This is a genomic window from Bacillus sp. EAC, from assembly GCF_002156875.1.
GTDB lineage: Bacteria > Bacillota > Bacilli > Bacillales > Bacillaceae_G > Gottfriedia.
In genome coordinates this window covers 627,404-648,660 of the sequence record NZ_NCSY01000001.1, presented here as the reverse complement: position 1 = coordinate 648,660, position 21,257 = coordinate 627,404, and the positions used below count along the sequence as shown (strand labels likewise).

The following is a 21,257-nucleotide window of genomic DNA, read 5'->3' as shown; positions in this document are numbered from 1 at the left end:
AACGCATCTCGTTAATTATATATTGTAAAAGAAGGTGGCAACATGACAATTCAATGGTTTCCTGGCCATATGGCAAAAGCTAGAAGACAAGTTACTGAAAAGTTATCAGTAATCGATGTTGTAATAGAATTAGCTGATGCAAGGGTACCGGCTGCTTCAAGAAATCCAATGATCGATGAAATTATTTCAAATAAGCCGAGATTACTTTTATTAAATAAAGCAGATTTAGCTGATCCTAGAATTACTCAACAATGGCTAGCACATTATGAGAAACAAGGTGTAATGGCAATTGCTATAGATGCTCAATCTGGACAAGGATTAAAAGCAATTATTACTTCATGTCAATTATTAGTAAAAGAAAAATTCGATAAGATGATAGCAAAAGGTATTAAACCAAGAGCAATAAGGGCATTAATTGTTGGAATTCCAAATGTGGGTAAATCAACATTAATTAATAAACTTGCTCGTAAAAACATTGCTAAAACAGGTGATCGACCAGGTGTGACTCAAGCACAGCAGTGGATTAAAGTCGGGAAAGAAATCGAATTACTTGATACACCAGGTATTTTATGGCCTAAATTCGAAGATCAACTAGTTGGACTCAGATTAGCTACTACTGGTGCGATAAAAGATAGTATCATTAATTTACAAGAAGTAATGGTCTATGCAATTAAGTACTTAAGTGAGTACTATCCAAAAGTTTTAAAAGAAAGATACGATATGGCAGATGAGATTTTATTTTCAGATGATGTCGTACCAATATTTGATCATATTGGAAAAAAACGTGGACTTCTAATGTCTGGTGGAATAATTGATTATGATAAAACGTCTGATTTGTTCTTACGTGAATTAAGAGCAGGTAAATTAGGGAGATTATCTTTTGAAAATCCAGCTATGCATGAAGTGAAGGAAGAATTAATAGAAGAAAGTGCGCGTGACTAGAGCGTACTTTCTTCTTTTTTAATGTAATTTGAACAATTTTAACCGATAAAATGTTTATAAGGAGTTTCAACCTATGACACAAACAATTGAAGAAATAAAAATACTACTAAATGGACTAACCGATAAAAAAAGTGAGATTTTAAATGAATTGCAAAATGATCAAAGAGTAGGCGTTCAGAAATTAATAGCAAAATGGTTTAGAGATCAAGAGAAAATTGAATTAGCTCATCTTAAATTTCAAACGATGATGGAGTACGAAACTAATCTGTACAAAAAAAATATTAAACTAATAGCAGGTGTAGATGAAGTTGGCAGAGGCCCTTTAGCAGGTCCTGTAGTAGCAGCAGCAGTTATATTAGATGAGAATAATACTTTGATAGGGTTAGATGATTCGAAAAAATTATCAAAAGAAAAAAGGCAGTATTTCGTTGAACGCATAAAGCGCGAGGCAATTTCATATGGTGTTGGAATTGCCAGTTCTACTGAAATTGACAATATCAATATTTATGAGGCGACTAAATTAGCAATGCAGCGAGCAATTGAACAGTTAAACCAATCGCCAGAGCATTTATTAATTGATGCGATGAAGTTGCCGTTAAATATTTCTCAAACTTCGATCATTAAAGGTGATGCAACGAGTATCAGTATCGCTGCAGCATCGGTATTAGCAAAAGAAACTAGAGACTCGTTAATGACTGAGCTAGGAAAACAATATCCACAGTATGGGTTTGAAAAGCATATGGGCTATGGGACAAAAGAACATCTTGAAGCGATTGAAGTAAATGGTATTATCCACGAGCATCGTAAATCATTTGCACCTATAAAGGGAAAATAAAGGATTGATAAATTATGCAAAATGCAGGTATTTCAACAGTACTCGCTACAAATGCAAAATATTTTCTACCGAATAACGAATTAAAAGTTGGGCAAATCGTTGTTGGGAAAGTAAATGAACTTGCTGAAGACGGTACTGCTAGAATCATTATTAATGGGAAAATAATAACTGCTACAGTAGTAGAAGAAGCACTTACAAAAGGGAAATTTTACTTTGAAGTAAAAGAATTTAAGGATGGAAAAGCAGAATTAAAAGTCATTTCAGAGATTAAACAAAATGATCAAAAAAATTCGATGCAAATATTAAAGGAATTAGATATTCCATTTTCGAAAGAATCTGATTCGGTTATTAAATTATTCCTTCAAAGTGAACGCCCTATTAATAAAGGGGAAGTCCTAGAGGCAATCAATCAATTGATGAAATCGCCAAATAAGCAGTTGGTATTAGACTCGATTTCTTTCTTAATCAAAAAGAATTTTCCTATAACTGAAAAACTATTACAAACATTGGTTGAAGGATCACAGAATGAACTATCAAATCTACTATCAAATCTAACTGAAATACCTGATGAACTACAATCTAATATGTCGATCAAACAATTACAATCCATGATCAAATTGATACAAAATAATAATCGTATTACAAATTTTAGAAGTGAGCAAAGTAATCTTGCAAATCAGATCTTAATTTCAAATGATGAACCAGAAGTTCTCACTCAATGGAATAATCAATTTGCAGTAAAAAATAGTGAGAATTCGGCAATATTCAAGGAAAGTGTATTCAATAATTTGTTTAAATTAACGGGAAACTCTCCTACAATTGCTAAGACGGTATTAAATGAATTTAGTGAACTTCCAGAATTTAATTCGGTGAAAACTGAATTGTCACGAATACCTATGAATCTTGCAAACCATGTATTTAGTCAATTAGATGATAGTTTAATTGACACAAACAATAATCATGCAAATAATTTACTTTCATTAAATCAAAACATCTTAAAAGAAATAACTGTAAAGATTTCAAATTTTATAACCAATCATTCGAATACTGGCGATTTTAAAACTAATCTTTTAACAAATATATTGTCTTCAATAAATGAAAATGATCATTTAAATGAAATGACGAAGCTATTCCTACAAAACCAGCTATTAAATGGAGTGAATTCGACAGTAGATGATTCAGCAAATGATTTATTCCAACTTTTAAATAAACATGAATTCATCGGACAAGACATTAACTCTGATCAATTTGCAAAACAAATCAATAAACATAATGACTTAATGGGAATGGATTTTGAGAATAAATTACGTCACTTAACTAATTTAAATAAATCGGCATTAAGTGAACAATTTCCTACTTTGAAAGAAATTGCCCTTAAAGCATTGAATAGCAATATACCCGATAGTTTTAAACAATCGATTGAACAATTAATTACAAAAGTGTCAAATCAGCAAATTACTTCAGTCCATCAAAATGGTCCAGAATACCATTTGTCAACGACCTTTCCAATCTTCCTTAATAATTGGTCAACAGATTTAACCATTCAATGGACTGGAAAAGAAAGCTCAACCGATTCAAAACAAATTCAGTCAAACTATTGTCATATTCTTTTTTTTCTGGAGCTAGAAACTTTAAAAGAAACGATGGTTGATGTATCAATACAAAATAGAGTGGTAAATGTGACAATTTTTAATAATGAAGAACAGTTAAATACGATCATATCAACTACGCTACCAGTTATTAAAGAAAGCCTTGCAAAACACGATTTTCATTTATCCACTTTAAAATGTTTACCATTTAATAATGAGCAGGAAAAGAAAGTAAGTGAAATGAAGTTTAATAATAGTTTATTATCAAGTCGTGAATATACAGGGGTCGATTTATTTGTATGAAAAATAACCAAGTGAAAAGAAAAGATGCGATTGCATTAAAATATGATTTGGAGTCAGATGCAGCTCCAAAAATTGTTGCAAAAGGTAAGGGGTTAATTGCTGATGAAATCGTTTCAAAAGCGAAAGAATTTGGAGTCCCAATTCAAGAAGACCCATCATTGATTGAGGTGTTAAGTAAACTAGATATAAATCAATCGATACCAGAAGATTTATATGGTGTTGTCGCAGAATTATTCGCTTTTATTTATCGAGCAGACAAACAATTGAAAAAATAATAATATTTCAATATGATAAACTCTTTCATGAAATGTAGATGAAAGGGTTTTCTTTTATAAATTCGCATAATATTATTTTGTTTTCTACTAAAGTATTTACAGTATATTCTGTAAGAGATACAATAGGGATGTGTTTTAATTTGTCTTGTTCTAAAAGGGGAGGATGGATCATGAATATCCATGAGTATCAAGGGAAAGAAATCCTACGAAGCTATGGCGTAAATGTACCAAATGGAAAAGTTGCTTTCACAGTTGAAGAAGCTGTTGAAGCTGCAAAGGAATTAGGTACTGCTGTATGTGTAGTAAAAGCTCAAATTCACGCTGGTGGCCGCGGTAAAGCGGGTGGCGTAAAAGTAGCAAAAAATTTAGATGAAGTAAATACATATGCTAGTGAAATACTAGGCAAAGTATTAGTTACTCATCAAACTGGTCCAGAAGGTAAGGAAGTTAAGCGCTTACTTATCGAAGAAGGCTGCGATATTAAAAAAGAATATTATGTTGGTTTAGTTTTAGACCGCGCTACTTCACAAGTTGTATTAATGGCTTCTGAAGAAGGTGGAACTGAAATTGAAGAAGTTGCTGAAAAAACACCTGAAAAAATCTTTAAAGAGTATATTGATCCAGCAGTAGGTCTACAAGGCTTCCAAGCACGTCGTATTGCGTTTAATATCAATATCCCTAGTAACTTAGTTAACAAAGCTGTTAAGTTCATGATGGGCTTATACAAAGCGTTTGTTGAAAAAGATTGTTCAATCGCTGAAATTAATCCACTAGTTGTAACTGGTGATGGCGAAGTTATGGCATTAGATGCAAAGTTAAACTTTGATTCAAATGCTTTATACCGTCATGCTGATATTTTAGCTTACCGTGATTTAGAGGAAGAAGATCCAAAAGAAGTAGAAGCTTCTAAATATGACTTAAACTATATTTCTTTATATGGAAATATTGGATGTATGGTAAATGGTGCTGGACTTGCTATGGCAACGATGGACATCATTAAACACTACAGTGGAGACCCGGCTAACTTCTTGGATGTTGGTGGCGGTGCTACTGCTGAAAAAGTAACAGAAGCGTTTAAAATCATCCTTTCTGACCAAAATGTTAAAGGTATTTTTGTTAACATTTTCGGTGGCATCATGAAGTGTGACGTAATCGCGCAAGGTGTTCTAGAAGCTACTAAACAAGTTGGCTTACACTTACCATTAGTTGTACGTTTAGAAGGTACTAACGTAGATCTAGGTAAAAAGATTCTTAATGAATCTGGCTTAAACATTGTTACTGCAGATTCTATGGCAGACGGCGCACAAAAAATCGTTGCACTTGTAGGTTAAGCTAAAAGGAAAGGGAGGATAAAAATGAGCGTATTTATTAATAAAGATACAAAAGTCATTGTACAAGGTATTACTGGTTCACAAGGTTTATTCCATACAACTCAAATGTTAGAGTATGGTACTAAAATTGTTGGCGGTGTAACTCCTGGTAAAGGTGGAACTGATATCGCAGGTGTACCTGTATTCAATACAGTTAAAGATGCAGTAGATGCAACTGGTGCAAATGCATCTGTAATCTACGTACCACCAGCATTTGCAGCAGACGCAATTATGGAAGCTGTTGATGCAGAATTAGATATCGCAATTTGTATTACTGAAGGTATTCCAGTACTTGATATGGTAAATGTTAAAAAGTACATGGAAGGCAAAAAGACAAGATTAGTTGGACCAAACTGTCCTGGTGTTATTACGCCTGATGAATGTAAAATTGGTATCATGCCTGGTTATATTCATAAAAAAGGTCATGTTGGAATCGTATCACGTTCTGGTACATTAACGTATGAAGCTGTTCATCAATTAACACAAGCTGGTATCGGCCAATCTACAGCTGTAGGTATTGGTGGAGACCCAGTTAATGGAACTAACTTCATCGATGTTTTAAAAGCATTTAATGAAGATCCAGAAACATACGCAGTTATCATGATTGGTGAAATCGGTGGAACTGCTGAAGAAGAAGCTGCTGAGTGGGTTCAAGCGAACATGACAAAACCAGTAGTTGGATTCATCGGTGGACAAACTGCACCTGAAGGTAAACGTATGGGACATGCTGGTGCGATCATTGCAGGTGGAAAAGGTACTGCTAAAGAAAAAATGGCTACAATGGAAAGCTGCGGAATTAAAGTAGCTGTTACTCCAGCTGTTATGGGAGAAACATTAATTGGTGCATTAAAAGAGCGTGGCTTATATGAACAATGTAAGACTCACGAAGCTTTAGTATAAGAAAAACTTTTATAGTAGCCTCCATTATTGGGGGCTACTTTCCTATCGTGAAAGGAGATAACATGAATAAAGAAAATCGATTAATTCATTTGAATACTTGTTTATTTGATAATTATTTAGCAATGAGTAAGATCCTTCAATTTGATCCAGAATTAAAAGACCTCTATCGCTATTCACCTTCATTTTTCAAATCTACATTTCACCTTACTGCAAAATCCTCTGAAAAATTGTACAGACAACTTCATTCTATTTCTATCTCGGATATTCTTGATTTTAATGTTCAAAATAATAGTAAGTTTATAACAATCTATAGTGATATGTACCCGGAATTATTAAAACAAATTTATGATCCACCGTTTGTTTTGTACTTGAAAGGTGATATAAATCTACTAAAATCAGATTTTAAATTAAGTATAATTGGGTCTAGAAAACCTTCGAAATTTGCAAATCTAACTTGTGATTCGTTTGTTAAGGAACTTGTTAAAGAAAATTGGATTATTGTTAGCGGAATGGCACTTGGGTGCGATACATTAGCTCATAAAGCAGCAATGCATCATGGAGGAAAAACAATTGCAGTCATCGGTAGTGGGTTAAATACTATTTATCCAAAAGCAAACTCATATTTATTTAATGAAATGATATCAAATCACTTAGTCATTAGTGAATATCCCCATTATATACAGCCGGAAAAAAGATATTTTCCTAGGAGAAATCGAATCATCGCAGGTCTATCAAAAGGGTTAATCATATTAGAGGCAAAAGAAAAGAGTGGTACTATGATTACTGCAAATTTTGCACTTGAAAATGGTCGAGAGGTATTCGCAGTGCCAGGTCCGATTATAATGGATGAATATAAGGGAAGCAATCAATTAATTCAAGAAGGTGCGAAGTTGATCACATGCTCTAAAGATATTATAGAAGAATTTATAGATTTTGCTTAAAGATCGTACTGTAAGAGTATTGTTGTATTTTAAATAGTTTTATGAAATAGGTATATGCGGCATTTCAGTATAGTCGCTACCTATTAAATAGGAACAAGTATTGATACTTAGCGCTTAGTCCATCATAAAGGATAGTGAATTTCGTGAATATTAACTATGTAGTTTAAAAGAGTTAAAAATAAAAAAATAAGTTTATATTACAAAAAATTGACAATACTATTGCGACTTGTGTTATTTTATATCTAAAATTAATTTGACTAATGTATAGATTAAACTATACAATTTGAAATTGAATGAAGGAAAATTAAAAAACTAATTGAACTCTTCTTATAATGAATGTCTTACATAATTCATAATTATAAAAGAAAGATAGAAATAGGAATACAGAGGGTTTTGATTAATAAACTCTCAGGAGGCTTAAATAATGGCAGAAAATTTAGTTATAGTGGAGTCCCCTTCAAAGGCCAAAACCATTGAAAAATATTTAGGTAAGAAGTTTAAAGTAATTGCTTCTATGGGACATGTTCGAGACTTACCTAAAAGTCAAATGGGGATTGAGATAGAAAACGATTACAATCCAAAGTACATTACAATTAGAGGGAAAGGTCCTGTATTAAAGGATTTAAGAACAGCTGCTAAAAAAGCAAAAAAAATCTATCTTGCGGCCGATCCAGACCGCGAAGGTGAAGCGATTGCTTGGCATATAGCAAATACATTAAATATTGATACATCTTCTGATTGTCGTGTAGTTTTTAATGAAATTACAAAAGACGCGATTAAAGAATCGTTTAAAAAACCGAGACCAATTAACATGAACTTAGTTGATGCTCAACAAGCTAGACGGGTACTTGACCGTTTAGTAGGATATAATATCAGCCCTTTATTATGGAAGAAAGTAAAAAAAGGTCTTAGTGCTGGTCGCGTACAATCAGTTGCATTAAGATTGATTATTGAACGAGAAAAGGAAATTAATGTGTTCCAACCAGAGGAATACTGGACGATCAAAAGTAATGGGATTTCAAAAAAAGATTCGTTTGATACATTCTTTTATGGGGTGAATGGTAAAAAGCTAGAACTTGGATCTGAAGAAGATGTAAATAAAGTTCTATCGCAAATTAAAGGTGATGACTTTATCGTTCAAAGTGTGACAAAAAAGGAACGTAGAAGAAATCCAGCAACGGCGTTTACAACATCTTTACTTCAACAGGAAGCTGCTAGAAAACTGAATATGCGTGCAAAGAAGACGATGATGATTGCTCAACAACTGTATGAAGGTATCTCTTTAGGCAGCGGAGGTCAAGTCGGATTAATAACATATATGAGAACGGATTCTACGAGAATTTCGGATGTAGCAGCTGAAGAAGCAAAAGCATTTATTAAAGATACATATGGTGCTGACTATATCGCAACTAATAAAAAGGCAGAAAAAAAATCTGATAAAGTACAAGATGCTCACGAAGCAATCAGACCAACTTCAACATTACGTACACCAGATACAATTAAAGCTCATGTAAGTCGTGACCAGTATCGACTTTATAAACTAATTTGGGAACGATTTATTGCAAGTCAAATGGCATCTGCTATTTTAGATACTGTAAAAGTAGATTTAATAAATAATGATGTGATATTTAGAGCGAATGGATCTGTCGTAAAATTCCCAGGCTTTATGAAAGTCTATATTGAAAGTAATGATGACGGAACTGAAGAAAAAGATCGTATTCTTCCTCCATTAGTCGAGGGTGAGAGTGTCAAACTTGAAAATGTTTTACCGGAGCAACATTTTACTCAACCGCCTCCACGTTATACAGAGGCAAGATTAGTAAAAACGTTAGAAGAGTTAGGTATAGGTCGACCATCTACGTACGTTCCAACTTTAGAAACAATTCAAAAGCGAGGATATGTTTCGTTAGATAATAAACGATTTGTACCAACAGAACTTGGTCAGATTGTATTTGATTTGGTGCTAGAATTTTTCCCTGAGGTTATCAACATTGAATTTACCGTTCAGATGGAAGGTGACCTTGATAAAATTGAAGATGGTAATGTTAACTGGATTCAAATTATTGATCAATTTTATAAGGGTTTTGAAAAGCACTTAGAAATAGCTGAAAAAGAAATGCAAAAAGTTGAAATCAAAGATGAGCCTGCGGGTGAAGATTGTGATCTCTGTGGGAATCCAATGGTCTTTAAGATGGGCCGATATGGAAAATTTATGGCATGCTCAAACTTTCCAGACTGTAGAAATACAAAAGCTATCGTTAAAGATATAGGAGTTAAATGCCCTACATGCAAAGACGGGAATATTATTGAACGTAAATCGAAAAAGAATCGAATTTTTTATGGTTGCACGAATTATCCTTCATGTGAATTCTTATCGTGGGATAAACCAATTTCAAGACCTTGTCCAAAATGTGAAAACTTATTAGTCGAAAAGAAAATGAAAAAAGGTATTCAAGTTCAATGTGTTTCATGTGATTACAAAGAGGATCAACAAGTGTGAGCAATTAATTTGCTCACTTTTCCTTTTCATATTGCAAATTTCATTAAGTTATAATTAAGAAAAGAATATTAAAATAAAAAACGTAAATGAATTAACAGCGTAGAAGGAGTTATTAATGAAAGAACAATTTGTTAATGTAATAGGTGCTGGTTTAGCAGGAAGTGAGGCAGCTTATCAAATTGCTAAAAGAGGCATTAAAGTTCACTTATACGAAATGAGACCTGTAAGACAAACACCTGCTCACCATACAGATAAATTTGCTGAGCTAGTATGTAGTAATTCACTTAGAGCAAATAATTTAACGAATGCGGTTGGTGTATTAAAAGAAGAAATGAGAAGACTGGATTCAGTTATTATTCGTTCTGCTGATGAGTGTGCGGTACCTGCTGGAGGAGCGCTTGCAGTTGATCGACATGAATTTGCAAACCGCGTAACAGAATATGTTAAAAATCACCCAAATGTAACTGTATATAATGAAGAAATGACAGAAATTCCAGAAGGACCGACTATAATTGCAACAGGCCCATTAACCTCTCCAGAACTGTCACAAAAGTTAAAAGACTTAACAGGTGAAGATTATTTCTACTTTTATGATGCAGCGGCACCAATAGTTGAGAAAGAAAGCATCGATTTAAATAAAGTATATTTAAAATCAAGATATGATAAAGGTGAGGCAGCATATTTAAATTGCCCGATGACTGAAGAAGAATTTGACCGTTTCTATGAAGCATTAACTACTGCAGAAACTGTTCCATTAAAAGAATTTGAGAAAGAGATTTTCTTTGAAGGATGTATGCCTGTTGAAGTAATGGCTAATCGCGGAAAACAAACCCTTTTATTTGGCCCTATGAAGCCAGTTGGATTAGAGGATCCAAAGACAGGTAAAATTCCACATGCAGTTGTTCAATTAAGACAAGATGATTCTGCAGGTACGTTATATAATATAGTAGGTTTTCAAACGCATTTAAAATGGGGCCCACAAAAAGAGGTTCTACAATTAATTCCTGGCTTAGAAAATGCTGAAATTGTGCGCTATGGTGTAATGCATCGCAATACGTTCATAAATTCACCTAAACTATTAGAAGCAACATACCGATTTAAAGGTCGTAATGATTTGTTTTTTGCAGGTCAAATGACGGGGGTAGAAGGCTATGTTGAATCAGCAGCTTCTGGATTAGTTGCAGGAATTAATGCGGCAAGATTTGTTATGGAAAAAGAATTAATTACATTCCCAGCAGAAACTGCAATCGGGAGTATGTCGAATTATATTACGACGACAAGTGAAAAACACTTCCAACCAATGAATGCGAATTTCGGTTTATTCCCAAGACTTGAAGAAAAAATTAAAAGAAAACAAGAACGTTATGAAGCTTACGCGAATCGTGCATTAAATTCTATTATGAATTTTGTAGAATGTTAAGAAAATAAATTGCAAATAGCTACTTTCTATGTTAGTATGTAGTGGCTTGTGAGGAGAAATTACCTTGAATATTAAAATATTGTGTCAATTATTTATTCAGTATTTACAATTAGAGAAAAACTCTTCACAATACACATTAAATGGTTATAAAAAAATTATTGAACAATTTCTAGTTTTTATGGAGCAACAATCTATTACTTCATTTTCTTCAGTTACGTATTCTGATGTTCGTCTCTATTTAACAACTTTGCATGATAAACAGCTTTCGAGACGTTCAGTCTCCAAACACATTTCTTGTTTAAGAAGTTTCTATCGTTTTCTCATGCGTGAAAACGAAGCAAAAGAAAACCCTTTTGTTTTAGCGTCACTTCCTAAAAAAGAAAGTATCATACCACGATTTTTATATAAAGAAGAACTTGAAAAACTATTTAAAATTAGCGATCTAAATACAGAGCTTGGCCAACGTAATCAAGCTCTATTAGAATTGCTATACGCAACAGGTATTCGAGTTAGCGAATGCTGTAGTTTGAAACTAAAAGACATAGATTTCCATATTGGAACGATCTTAGTAACAGGTAAAGGGAACAAGCAACGTTATGTTCCATTTGGTAGTTTTGCAGAAAAAGCACTTCATACATATATAGAAGATGGCAGAAATAGACTGATAGTAGCTAATAAGCAAAATAATGATGATCTTTTTTTGAATCATCGCGGTATGAAACTTACACCAAGAGGAGTAAGAGTCATTTTAGAGAAAATGATTAAAGATACTTCTTTAACAAATAAGATTCATCCACATATGTTGAGGCATACATTCGCTACACATATGCTAGATAGTGGAGCAGATATTCGAAGTGTTCAAGAACTTTTAGGGCACGAGAATTTATCATCTACCCAAATTTATACTCATGTTACGAAGGAAAGATTACAAAAGGTATACAATTTACATCATCCTAGAGCTTAAAACTTGCTCAATTTTAGAAATCAATCGATATTTCTAAGGAGGGTATTTATGTCCAATTTTCATGCTACAACGATATTTGCAATTCAACACGATGGTAAAAGTGCGATGGCAGGTGACGGTCAAGTTACATTTGGAAATGCAGTAGTAATGAAGCACACGGCAAGAAAAGTTCGTAAGCTTTTTAATGGGAAAGTTTTAGCAGGTTTTGCTGGATCTGTAGCTGACGCATTTACACTTTTTGAGTTATTTGAAAGTAAGTTAGTTGAATATAATGGTAATATTCAACGTGCAGCTGTTGAATTAGCGAAAAAATGGCGTACAGATCGTGTTTTACATAAACTCGAAGCATTACTAATTGTAATGGACCACAATTCTCTATTATTAATTTCAGGAACTGGTGAGGTAATTGAGCCTGATGATGGAATACTTGCGATAGGCTCTGGAGGCAATTATGCGTTAGCGGCAGGTAGAGCATTAAAGGAAAATGCAGGTGACAATCTTTCAGCAAAGCAAATAGCATATGCTAGTTTAAAAACTGCAAGTGATATTTGTGTTTATACGAACGGAAATATAATTTTAGAAGAATTAGAATAGGAGAGTGTAATATGGGTACTTCTTTCACGCCTCGTCAAATTGTTGAAAAACTGGATCAGTATATTGTTGGACAGCATCAAGCGAAAAAAGCAGTAGCAATTGCACTCCGTAATCGATATCGTAGAAGTCTACTAGAAGAATCATTCCGTGAAGAAATTTCACCTAAAAATATATTAATGATTGGACCAACTGGGGTAGGTAAAACTGAAATTGCTAGAAGAATGGCAAAACTGGTTGGTGCACCTTTTATTAAAGTAGAAGCTACTAAATTTACAGAAGTTGGTTATGTAGGAAGAGATGTAGAATCTATGGTTCGAGATTTAGTCCAAACATCAATTCGACTTGTAAAAGAAGAACGTATGAGTAAGGTGAAAGATCAAGCTGAAAAGAATGCAAATCAAAGATTAATAAAAATTTTAGTGCCGAGCATGAAAAAACAATCTTCATTTAAAAATCCACTTGAGATGCTTTTTAGTCAAGATTCGCAAAACGCTAATACTGAGCAAGAAGAGAATGATACAGAATTAACATCAAAGAGAAGAAACATAGAATTTCAACTATTATCTGGAAAACTAGAAGATGAACTTGTATCCATTGAAGTTGAGCAACAACAGGCTCCAATGTTAGATTTTATGCAAGGAACTGGAATGGAACAAATGGGGATGAACTTTCAAGAATCATTAGGAAGTTTATTTCCAAAGAAAACAAAAACAAGAAAGCTTCCCGTTAAAGAAGCACGTAAAATTCTTACTAATGAGGAAGCACAGAAATTAATAGATATGGATGAAGTTACGCAAGAAGCGGTATATAGAGCAGAGCAATTAGGTATTATTTTTATAGATGAAATTGATAAGATTGCTAGTAAACAAAATTCTCATCAAGATGTGTCTAGAGAAGGGGTACAAAGAGATATTCTACCAATAGTAGAAGGAAGTACTGTAGTTACAAAATATGGCCCTGTTAAAACGGATCATGTACTATTTATTGCAGCGGGTGCTTTCCACATCTCAAAACCTTCAGACTTAATACCAGAACTACAAGGGCGTTTCCCTATCCGTGTAGAGCTTGGAAAATTATCTGTCGATGACTTTGTTCGAATTTTAGTTGAGCCTGATTTCTCAATTATTAAACAATATAAAGCATTATTGTCTACAGAAGGTATACAAATCGAATTTTCTGACGATGCTATACGTAGAATAGCTGAAATTGCTTTTGATGTAAATCAATCAACTGATAATATTGGCGCTAGAAGACTACATACCATTATGGAGAAACTTCTTGAAGACCTGTCTTTTGAGGCTTCTGAAATCCAAATGGGAAATATACTAATCACACCACAGTACGTAAATGAAAAACTCGCAAATATTGCAAAAGATAAAGATATTAGTCAGTTTATTTTATAGGAATCGTACAATTAAATAGGAGGCATTTAGAAAGATGCAATTATTAGACAAAACGAGAAAAATTAATAAGTTATTACAACAATCAGCAGGGAAGCCAGTTAACTTTAAAGAGATGGCTGATACATTAGAAGAAGTAATTGAAGCAAATGTATTTGTTTTAAGTCGTAAAGGTAAATTATTAGGTTATGGCTTACATCAGAAAATTGAAAATGAGCGTATGCAAAAAATGTTCAGTGATCGTCAGTTCCCTGAAGAGTACACTCAAAGCCTATTTAATATTAATGAAACATCTTCAAATCTTGATATCAATAGCGAATACACTGCATTCCCAGTTGAAAATAAAGAATTATTTGCTGGCGGATTAACAACAATTGTACCGATTATCGGTGGTGGTGAGCGTTTAGGTACACTAGTACTTGCACGTATCAATCATGAATTTGAAAACGATGATTTAATTCTAGCTGAATACGGAGCTACTGTAGTAGGTATGGAAATTCTTCGTGAAAAAGCTGAAGAAATTGAAGAAGAAGCAAGAAGTAAAGCTGTCGTACAAATGGCGATTTCTTCTCTATCTTATAGTGAATTAGAAGCTATTGAGCACATCTTCGAAGAGTTAAATGGTTATGAAGGTCTTTTAGTAGCAAGTAAAATTGCAGACCGAGTTGGAATTACTAGATCAGTAATCGTAAATGCATTACGAAAATTAGAGAGTGCTGGTGTAATTGAGTCTCGTTCATTAGGAATGAAAGGTACTTACATTAAAGTACTTAATGATAAATTCTTAATAGAATTAGAAAAGTTAAAATCAAACTAATAAATAGATTTAAAAAGCCTTATCCAAAAATGGATAAGGCTTTTTTTGTCGTGATTTGACTTAAATGTATAATTTATACAGAAACAAGCATATTTTTGTAAAATTTCCATAAATAGTTTTAGACAAAATATTTAAATTATTATGAAACGTATATCAAATTATGTCTATTGCTGGTAATATATAGTATGATTATTACGATAATATTTCAAATATGAAATAGATTGTCATATTATATAGAAAATATTTCATACGTTTTATCAATATGACTTCAAAATACATAATATTTTAGTTCTATATACCCATTTGTAATATGTGAAAATATACAGTTTCAATGAATCTCTTACATAGATATAATTTAAAAGTAGTAGTTTGGAACAAATTGTCTAAATTTTAATATATTAAAGAGAATATGACGTTTTTTGTAAAAAAATGACATTTTTTTGATAGATATAGAGGAGGAACACATGAAATTATTTTCTAGTACAATTACTGCATTAGAAAGTGGGCTTAATTATTCCGTACAAAAGCAAAATGCAATATCTCAAAATATTGCAAATGCAGATACACCAAATTACAAGGCGAAGGATGTTTCATTTAAAAGCTTTTTAGACAACGAAATGAATTCGAGCTTTATCGCAAACAAAACAAATAGTAAACATTTTGATTTTAAATATGGACAAGCTTCAGGTACTTCGATGGTTGAACGCGATAACACGTCGTATTCTCATAATGGGAATAACGTTGACTTGGATACTGAAATGTCATTAATGGCTGAGAATCAAATTTATAACCAGGCGTTAGTTGAGAGGTTAAATAGTCAATTTAATTCATTGAAGAGTGTTATTAGAGGGGGGAAATAATTAGTGAGTATATTTAATAGTATAAATATATCCGCTTCTGCTCTTACTATGCAAAGGCTACGAATGGATGTTGTTTCATCTAATATGGCGAATGCGGAAACGACAAGATCTAAAATGGTCAACGGAGTATGGCAACCTTATAGAAGAAAAATGGTTGAAATCTCTTCTAGTGATTCAAATAATAGTTTTTCTACTTTTTTTAATGAATCTATCAGTGCTAATAGCAGCGCTGGGAACGGTGTCAAAGTTACAAAAGTATCAGAAGATCAATCGCCGTTTAAACTTGTTTATAATCCAGAGCATCCAGATGCTGATAAAAATGGATACGTACAAATGCCCAATGTTGATCCATTAAAAGAAATGGTTGATTTAATGGGTGCTACAAGATCTTACGAAGCTAATGTTACAGTATTGAATGCATCTAAAGGGCTTTTAATGAAAGCACTAGAAATTGGAAAATAAGGTAGGGAAATATTAAATGACTCTTATCAATCAAATTAATTCTTTAAATGTACAAGCTTTAAAGCCAGCATCGAGTGTAAACACATCAGGAGACGTACAATCTAAATTCGCAAATTTTTTAAAAGATTCGATTAAAGAAGTAAATGATGCTGGACTTGCATCAAATGATCTTACTAATAAGTTAGTAAGAGGTGAAAACGTCGATTTACATAATGTTATGATTGCGTCGGAAAAATCGAGCATTATGTTACAAACAACGATGGAAATACGCAATAAAGTCATCGATGCATACCAAGAAATGATGAGAATGCAGATGTAAACGAATCTACTAAAATAAACATAAAATGTTTTTCATATTTTGAAGAAACATCTGGGGGATTGGAATGAACGAAAAGATGAAAGGATGGTTAGCTCAGTCAAAGAATTATTGGAGTAATCGCACATTCAAACAAAAATCTTTGATTGTAGGACTACCTATTCTATTAGTATTTATATTTGCATTAAGTACTTATTTTTTAACAAAAGAGAATTTAGTTCCTTTATATAGTAATCTATCTCCTGCAGAAACTGGTCAAATTAAAGAGTCTCTAGATGCTAAAGGAATCACATCAGAAATTAAAGATAATGGTAAAACAATTTATGTGCCTGATAATGTTGTGAATGAGTTAAAGGTGGATCTTGCATCAAAAGGTATTCCAGACTCAGGAACAATCGATTATGCATTTTTTACAAAAAATAGCAATTTTAGCATGACTGATAGCGAGTTTAATGTTGTTAAGTTGGAAGCTATGCAAAACGAGCTTGCAAACCTGATGAAAGAAATAGATGGAATTAACAATGCGAAGGTAATGATTAATTTACCTCAACCGAGTGTGTGGATGACAGATGATACTTCAGAGGCTTCGGCATCAATTGTTTTAGATACAAAGCCTGGTTACAAATTTAACCAAGAACAAGTGACTGCACTTTTTCATTTAGTTTCAAAAAGTGTACCGAATTTGCCTACATCTAATATCGTCATAACGAATCAATATTTTGATAGTTTTGAATTAAATAACCCTAGTGACAATCCAGGTTCTGATGGATCGGATTATGCATCTCAACAAAAAATTAAAAACGATATTGAACGTAATGTACAACTACGCGTCCAACAGCTTCTTGGAAAAATGATGGGACAAGATAAGGTTGCTGTAGGTGTAACTGCTGATATTGATTTTTCTCAAAAGAAGAGTAAACAAGACCTTGTTGAACCTGTAGACAAAGAAAATATGCAAGGGATTGCAATCAGTTCGGAAAGAATTAAAGAAGCTTATGCGGGCTCAAAACCTACTAATGGTGGAGTAGCAGGAACTGGTCAAGAAGACATTGCTAATTACCAAGCAAGTAATAATAATCAAAATGGTGATTACACAAAAACTGAAGATCGAATTAATTACGATGTAAATCACATAAAAAATGAAATTGTAGAAAGCCCTTATAAAATTCGTGATTTAAGTATTCAACTTGCGATTGAACCACCAAATCCAAAGGATGTAAACTCATTACCACAGCAGACAATTGATGAAATTAAGCAAATGCTTGGCACAATTGTTAAAACATCGATTGATAAAGGATACAATCCTGCTGGACAAGAGTTAAGTCAAGCTCAAGTGAATGATAAAGTGGCAGTATCAGTTACTCAATTTAAAGGAAAAGAGCCGACAATGAGTACAACACAATCGACTATTCCATTATGGATGTACATTGCAGGTGGCGTTTTATTATTAATCATTATCATTCTATTAATCTTATTACTTCGTAAGCGACGTGAAGATGAAATTACGGTTGAAGACTTATCTCAACCAATTATTGATGTTCCAGACATTAATAATGAAACAGAAACTGACGGTACAGTAAGAAGAAAACAATTAGAAAAATTAGCTAAAGAAAAACCTGAAGAATTTGCAAAATTATTACGCAGCTGGATTTCAGAGGACTAGGAGGAGAACAATGGCTAAAAAAGACAAATCAAATGAGCTAACAGGTAAGCAAAAGGCTGCTATTCTTCTAATCTCTCTTGGTCCAGATGTATCTGCTCAGGTGTATAAGCACTTATCAGAGGAAGAAATTGAGAGATTAACGCTTGAAATTTCTGGCGTACGAAAAGTAGAGTCAAGAGATAAAGAAGGTATTATTGAAGAATTTCATCAAATTGCATTAGCGCAGGAATACATTACACAAGGCGGTATTGGATACGCAAAGACAATTTTAGAAAAAGCATTAGGTGGAGATCAAGCTCAAACAATTATCAATCGCTTGACCTCATCATTACATGTGAAACCTTTTGATTTTGCTAGAAAAGCGGATCCGTCTCAAATATTAAACTTTATTCAAAATGAGCATCCTCAAACAATCGCACTTATTTTATCGTATCTTGATTCAATTCAGGCTGGTCAGATTCTTTCTGAACTACCTCAGGATATGCAAGCTGATATTGCAAAAAGGATCGCATTAATGGATTCTACTTCGCCGGAAATTATTAATGAAGTAGAACAGCTATTAGAGAGAAAACTATCAACTAGTGTGACTCAAGATTACACTCAAACTGGCGGTATTGAATCAGTTGTTGATGTATTAAATGGTGTTGACCGTAGTACAGAAAGAACAATATTAGAAGCATTAGAAGTTCAAGATCCGGAGCTAGCAGAAGAAATTAAGAAGAGAATGTTTGTATTTGAAGACATTGTTACTCTTGATAATCGTTCAATTCAACGCGTTATTAGAGATGTTGAAAATGAAGATCTTATGCTTGCACTTAAAGTATCTAGTGAAGAAGTTAAAAATGTTATTTTCAAAAATATGTCAAATCGTATGGCAGAAACATTTATGGAAGAAATGGAATACCTTGGACCAGTTCGATTACGTGATGTAGAAGAGGCTCAAACTCGTATCGTTTCAACGATTCGTAGATTAGAGGAGTCTGGCATTATAGTAGTTGCAAGAGGTGGAGGAGAGGATATCATTGTCTAATTTAATAAAAAGACAACAATTACAACTTGAATCAACTCCATCAAAAACAATTGGAATCCAAAGAGTATTTTTTCAACCCGAAGAACTAAATATGATTGAATCCGAGCATGAACGATTAGCGACAATTAAAGAGGAAATTCAAACCTATCAAAATCACTTGGAACAATTGAAATTAGAGATTGAGTCAATGAAAAGTGACGCTCAATCAGAAATTGAACAAATGAAGCAACATTGGCTTGAAGAAAAGACTGAATTAATTGAAGTAGCTAGAGAAAAAGGAATCAATTTAGGTAAAGAAGAGGGTAGACAAATTGCTTTTCATGAATATGAGAGTCTACTAAACGAAGCAAAAGAAGTGGTAGAAGCTTCAAAAGTAGATTACTTAAATAGAATAGAAGAAAGTGAAGAAGCAATCCTAAAACTAGGCTTAGCTGTATCAGGCCATATTCTATTACATGAAATAGATCAAAACCAGGAGCATATCATTCCAATCGTAAAAAAAGTATTGCATGAAATTAGGGAAGAAAAAGATATTCGATTGACTGTTCATCCTACACAATATGATTTAGTAATAAATCAACGTGAAGAATTAGAAAAAATATTATTGAATGAATCAAAGCTCTATATTTATCCTGATGACACATTAACAATCGGTAGTTGTGTAATTGATTCAACATTCGGAAGAATTGATGCAAGTGTTGATGTTCAATTAAGTGAAATTTCAAAGAAACTCCTACAATTAAGTCAGGAGGAAGTAGATGGAACTCACTAAGGTTATTCAACAACTACCTTCAATTGACTCATATAGAAGATTCGGAAAAGTATTACGAGTAATCGGATTAATGATTGAATCAAAAGGTCCAAAAGCGTCAATTGGAGACTTATGTTATATCTATCTTGATAAAAACAAACAAAAAAAAGTTCATGCCGAAATAGTTGGTTTTAATGATGAAAATGTTTTATTAATGCCATTTACGAATGTGCACGATATTTCACCTGGTTGTATTGTTGAAACAACTAGTAGTCCACTTCAAGTTAAGGTTGGTAACTCATTAATAGGACAAGTTGTCAATTCATTAGGTGAGCCTCTAGATGGTACGAATTTACCAAAAGGATTAAGGTCGGTACCAACAGAAAATGAACCACCTAATCCTATGAAAAGACCACCAATTTCAGATCAAGTGGAAGTTGGAGTAAAAATTATTGATGGGTTACTAAGTGTTGGTAATGGACAACGTATTGGTATTTTCGCTGGTAGTGGGGTTGGTAAAAGTACTTTAATGGGTATGATTGCAAGGAACTCTAACGCTGATCTAAACGTAATTGCTTTAATAGGTGAACGTGGTCGAGAAGTGAGAGAGTTTATTGAACGGGATCTCGGACCAGAGGGATTAAAGAAATCGATCGTTGTAGTTGCAACATCTGATCAGCCCGCACTTATGAGACTTAAAGGTGCAATGACTGCTACTGCAATTGCTGAGTATTTTAGAGACCGAGGTCTAAATGTCATGCTCATGATGGATAGTGTTACTCGGGTAGCAATGGCACAACGTGAAATTGGATTAGCTACAGGTGAACCTCCAACAACAAAAGGGTATACACCTTCAGTATTTGCAATTTTACCAAAGTTACTTGAACGAACTGGTACGAGTGAACTTGGTACCATTAGTGCATTTTATACCGTATTAGTTGATGGTGATGATTTAAATGAGCCAATTGCTGATACAGTTCGAGGAATATTAGATGGACATATCGTTCTTGATCGTGAATTAGCCAATAAGGGCCAATTTCCAGCAATAAACGTTTTAAAAAGTGTTAGTAGGGTAATGCCTTCAATAGTAAATGAAGTTCATATGAAATTAGCTGACCGAATTCGAACTTTATTAGCCACTTATTTAAATTCCGAGGATTTGATTAATATAGGCGCATATAAACGGGGTTCTAGTATTGAAATTGATGAAGCAATTTATTACTACCCTAAAATAGTAGAATTTTTTAAACAGTCTGTTCATGAAAATTTTTCAACTGAAGAAACAGTGCAGTTACTGTCTTCAATTGTTAGTAAAGGTGACTAAA

Annotated in this window: 20 protein-coding genes; all 20 read left to right on the top strand. The window is 33.3% G+C overall.

The window, feature by feature from the left end; translation table 11 throughout:
* The first annotated feature begins 42 nt into the window (after positions 1 to 42).
* The 20 genes from ylqF to fliI all read left to right on the top strand — a co-directional run bounded on the left by ylqF (position 43) and on the right by fliI (position 21,256).
* Positions 43 to 942, top strand: coding sequence for a ribosome biogenesis GTPase YlqF (gene ylqF / locus B7R65_RS02925; protein ID WP_088041243.1), 900 nt, complete (start codon positions 43 to 45; stop codon positions 940 to 942).
* Positions 943 to 1,015: 73 nt separating this feature from the next.
* A complete protein-coding gene (locus B7R65_RS02920) occupies positions 1,016 to 1,777 on the top strand; it encodes a ribonuclease HII (RefSeq protein WP_088041242.1) in 762 nt (253 codons plus the stop codon).
* Between the two features lie 14 nt (positions 1,778 to 1,791).
* Positions 1,792 to 3,669 (top strand): hypothetical protein, encoded by a 1,878-nt coding sequence (locus B7R65_RS02915; protein ID WP_088041241.1) that lies wholly within the window; start codon positions 1,792 to 1,794, stop codon positions 3,667 to 3,669.
* A complete protein-coding gene (locus B7R65_RS02910) occupies positions 3,666 to 3,944 on the top strand; it encodes an EscU/YscU/HrcU family type III secretion system export apparatus switch protein (RefSeq protein ID WP_088041240.1) in 279 nt (92 codons plus the stop codon). Before B7R65_RS02915 ends, B7R65_RS02910 begins: the two co-directional genes overlap by 4 nt.
* A gap of 170 nt (positions 3,945 to 4,114) precedes the next feature.
* Positions 4,115 to 5,275, top strand: a complete 1,161-nt coding sequence (sucC, locus tag B7R65_RS02905) for an ADP-forming succinate--CoA ligase subunit beta (RefSeq protein WP_088041239.1) — start codon at positions 4,115 to 4,117, stop codon at positions 5,273 to 5,275.
* Between the two features lie 24 nt (positions 5,276 to 5,299).
* Positions 5,300 to 6,214: a succinate--CoA ligase subunit alpha gene (gene sucD, locus B7R65_RS02900; RefSeq protein WP_088041238.1), complete on the top strand. Its 915-nt coding sequence runs from the start codon at positions 5,300 to 5,302 to the stop codon at positions 6,212 to 6,214.
* Positions 6,215 to 6,276: 62 nt separating this feature from the next.
* Complete coding sequence (gene dprA, locus B7R65_RS02895) at positions 6,277 to 7,155, top strand: DNA-processing protein DprA (protein WP_088041237.1); 879 nt, start codon at positions 6,277 to 6,279, stop codon at positions 7,153 to 7,155.
* A gap of 424 nt (positions 7,156 to 7,579) precedes the next feature.
* Positions 7,580 to 9,655 carry a type I DNA topoisomerase gene (gene topA, locus B7R65_RS02890; RefSeq protein ID WP_088041236.1) on the top strand — a complete coding sequence of 692 codons (2,076 nt, stop codon included), beginning with the start codon at positions 7,580 to 7,582 and terminating at the stop codon, positions 9,653 to 9,655.
* Positions 9,656 to 9,770: 115 nt separating this feature from the next.
* Positions 9,771 to 11,075, top strand: coding sequence for an FADH(2)-oxidizing methylenetetrahydrofolate--tRNA-(uracil(54)-C(5))-methyltransferase TrmFO (trmFO, locus tag B7R65_RS02885; protein WP_088041235.1), 1,305 nt, complete (start codon positions 9,771 to 9,773; stop codon positions 11,073 to 11,075).
* Positions 11,076 to 11,139: 64 nt separating this feature from the next.
* Entirely contained in the window at positions 11,140 to 12,039 is a 900-nt protein-coding gene (xerC, locus tag B7R65_RS02880; RefSeq protein WP_088041234.1) for a tyrosine recombinase XerC, read from the top strand.
* A 48-nt stretch (positions 12,040 to 12,087) separates the two neighbouring features.
* The gene (gene hslV, locus B7R65_RS02875; protein ID WP_088041233.1) at positions 12,088 to 12,633 is read left to right on the top strand and encodes an ATP-dependent protease subunit HslV; all 546 of its coding nucleotides are present in this window, start codon (positions 12,088 to 12,090) and stop codon (positions 12,631 to 12,633) included.
* Positions 12,634 to 12,644: 11 nt separating this feature from the next.
* A complete protein-coding gene (gene hslU / locus B7R65_RS02870; RefSeq protein ID WP_088041232.1) occupies positions 12,645 to 14,036 on the top strand; it encodes an ATP-dependent protease ATPase subunit HslU in 1,392 nt (463 codons plus the stop codon).
* A 34-nt stretch (positions 14,037 to 14,070) separates the two neighbouring features.
* A complete protein-coding gene (gene codY / locus B7R65_RS02865; protein WP_088041231.1) occupies positions 14,071 to 14,850 on the top strand; it encodes a GTP-sensing pleiotropic transcriptional regulator CodY in 780 nt (259 codons plus the stop codon).
* 464 nt (positions 14,851 to 15,314) lie between these two features.
* Positions 15,315 to 15,710, top strand: a complete 396-nt coding sequence (gene flgB, locus B7R65_RS02860; protein ID WP_088041230.1) for a flagellar basal body rod protein FlgB — start codon at positions 15,315 to 15,317, stop codon at positions 15,708 to 15,710.
* A gap of 3 nt (positions 15,711 to 15,713) precedes the next feature.
* Positions 15,714 to 16,172 carry a flagellar basal body rod protein FlgC gene (gene flgC / locus B7R65_RS02855; RefSeq protein WP_179194743.1) on the top strand — a complete coding sequence of 153 codons (459 nt, stop codon included), beginning with the start codon at positions 15,714 to 15,716 and terminating at the stop codon, positions 16,170 to 16,172.
* A 16-nt stretch (positions 16,173 to 16,188) separates the two neighbouring features.
* Complete coding sequence (fliE, locus tag B7R65_RS02850) at positions 16,189 to 16,491, top strand: flagellar hook-basal body complex protein FliE (protein ID WP_088041229.1); 303 nt, start codon at positions 16,189 to 16,191, stop codon at positions 16,489 to 16,491.
* A gap of 64 nt (positions 16,492 to 16,555) precedes the next feature.
* Positions 16,556 to 18,151 carry a flagellar basal-body MS-ring/collar protein FliF gene (fliF, locus tag B7R65_RS02845; protein ID WP_088041228.1) on the top strand — a complete coding sequence of 532 codons (1,596 nt, stop codon included), beginning with the start codon at positions 16,556 to 16,558 and terminating at the stop codon, positions 18,149 to 18,151.
* Positions 18,152 to 18,161: 10 nt separating this feature from the next.
* A complete protein-coding gene (fliG, locus tag B7R65_RS02840; protein ID WP_088041227.1) occupies positions 18,162 to 19,181 on the top strand; it encodes a flagellar motor switch protein FliG in 1,020 nt (339 codons plus the stop codon).
* Entirely contained in the window at positions 19,174 to 19,953 is a 780-nt protein-coding gene (fliH, locus tag B7R65_RS02835; protein ID WP_179194742.1) for a flagellar assembly protein FliH, read from the top strand. Before fliG ends, fliH begins: the two co-directional genes overlap by 8 nt.
* Positions 19,940 to 21,256 carry a flagellar protein export ATPase FliI gene (fliI, locus tag B7R65_RS02830; RefSeq protein WP_088041225.1) on the top strand — a complete coding sequence of 439 codons (1,317 nt, stop codon included), beginning with the start codon at positions 19,940 to 19,942 and terminating at the stop codon, positions 21,254 to 21,256. The genes fliH and fliI overlap by 14 nt, the downstream gene beginning before the upstream one ends.
* Position 21,257 lies beyond the last annotated feature (1 nt).

Coding starts and splice junctions, on each gene's coding strand:
- ylqF (WP_088041243.1), top strand. CDS start 43: ATGACAATTCAATGGTTTCCTGGCCATATGGCAAAAGCTAGAAGACAA.
- B7R65_RS02920 (WP_088041242.1), top strand. CDS start 1,016: ATGACACAAACAATTGAAGAAATAAAAATACTACTAAATGGACTAACC.
- B7R65_RS02915 (WP_088041241.1), top strand. CDS start 1,792: ATGCAAAATGCAGGTATTTCAACAGTACTCGCTACAAATGCAAAATAT.
- B7R65_RS02910 (WP_088041240.1), top strand. CDS start 3,666: ATGAAAAATAACCAAGTGAAAAGAAAAGATGCGATTGCATTAAAATAT.
- sucC (WP_088041239.1), top strand. CDS start 4,115: ATGAATATCCATGAGTATCAAGGGAAAGAAATCCTACGAAGCTATGGC.
- sucD (WP_088041238.1), top strand. CDS start 5,300: ATGAGCGTATTTATTAATAAAGATACAAAAGTCATTGTACAAGGTATT.
- dprA (WP_088041237.1), top strand. CDS start 6,277: ATGAATAAAGAAAATCGATTAATTCATTTGAATACTTGTTTATTTGAT.
- topA (WP_088041236.1), top strand. CDS start 7,580: ATGGCAGAAAATTTAGTTATAGTGGAGTCCCCTTCAAAGGCCAAAACC.
- trmFO (WP_088041235.1), top strand. CDS start 9,771: ATGAAAGAACAATTTGTTAATGTAATAGGTGCTGGTTTAGCAGGAAGT.
- hslV (WP_088041233.1), top strand. CDS start 12,088: ATGTCCAATTTTCATGCTACAACGATATTTGCAATTCAACACGATGGT.
- hslU (WP_088041232.1), top strand. CDS start 12,645: ATGGGTACTTCTTTCACGCCTCGTCAAATTGTTGAAAAACTGGATCAG.
- codY (WP_088041231.1), top strand. CDS start 14,071: ATGCAATTATTAGACAAAACGAGAAAAATTAATAAGTTATTACAACAA.
- flgB (WP_088041230.1), top strand. CDS start 15,315: ATGAAATTATTTTCTAGTACAATTACTGCATTAGAAAGTGGGCTTAAT.
- fliE (WP_088041229.1), top strand. CDS start 16,189: ATGACTCTTATCAATCAAATTAATTCTTTAAATGTACAAGCTTTAAAG.
- fliF (WP_088041228.1), top strand. CDS start 16,556: ATGAACGAAAAGATGAAAGGATGGTTAGCTCAGTCAAAGAATTATTGG.
- fliG (WP_088041227.1), top strand. CDS start 18,162: ATGGCTAAAAAAGACAAATCAAATGAGCTAACAGGTAAGCAAAAGGCT.
- fliI (WP_088041225.1), top strand. CDS start 19,940: ATGGAACTCACTAAGGTTATTCAACAACTACCTTCAATTGACTCATAT.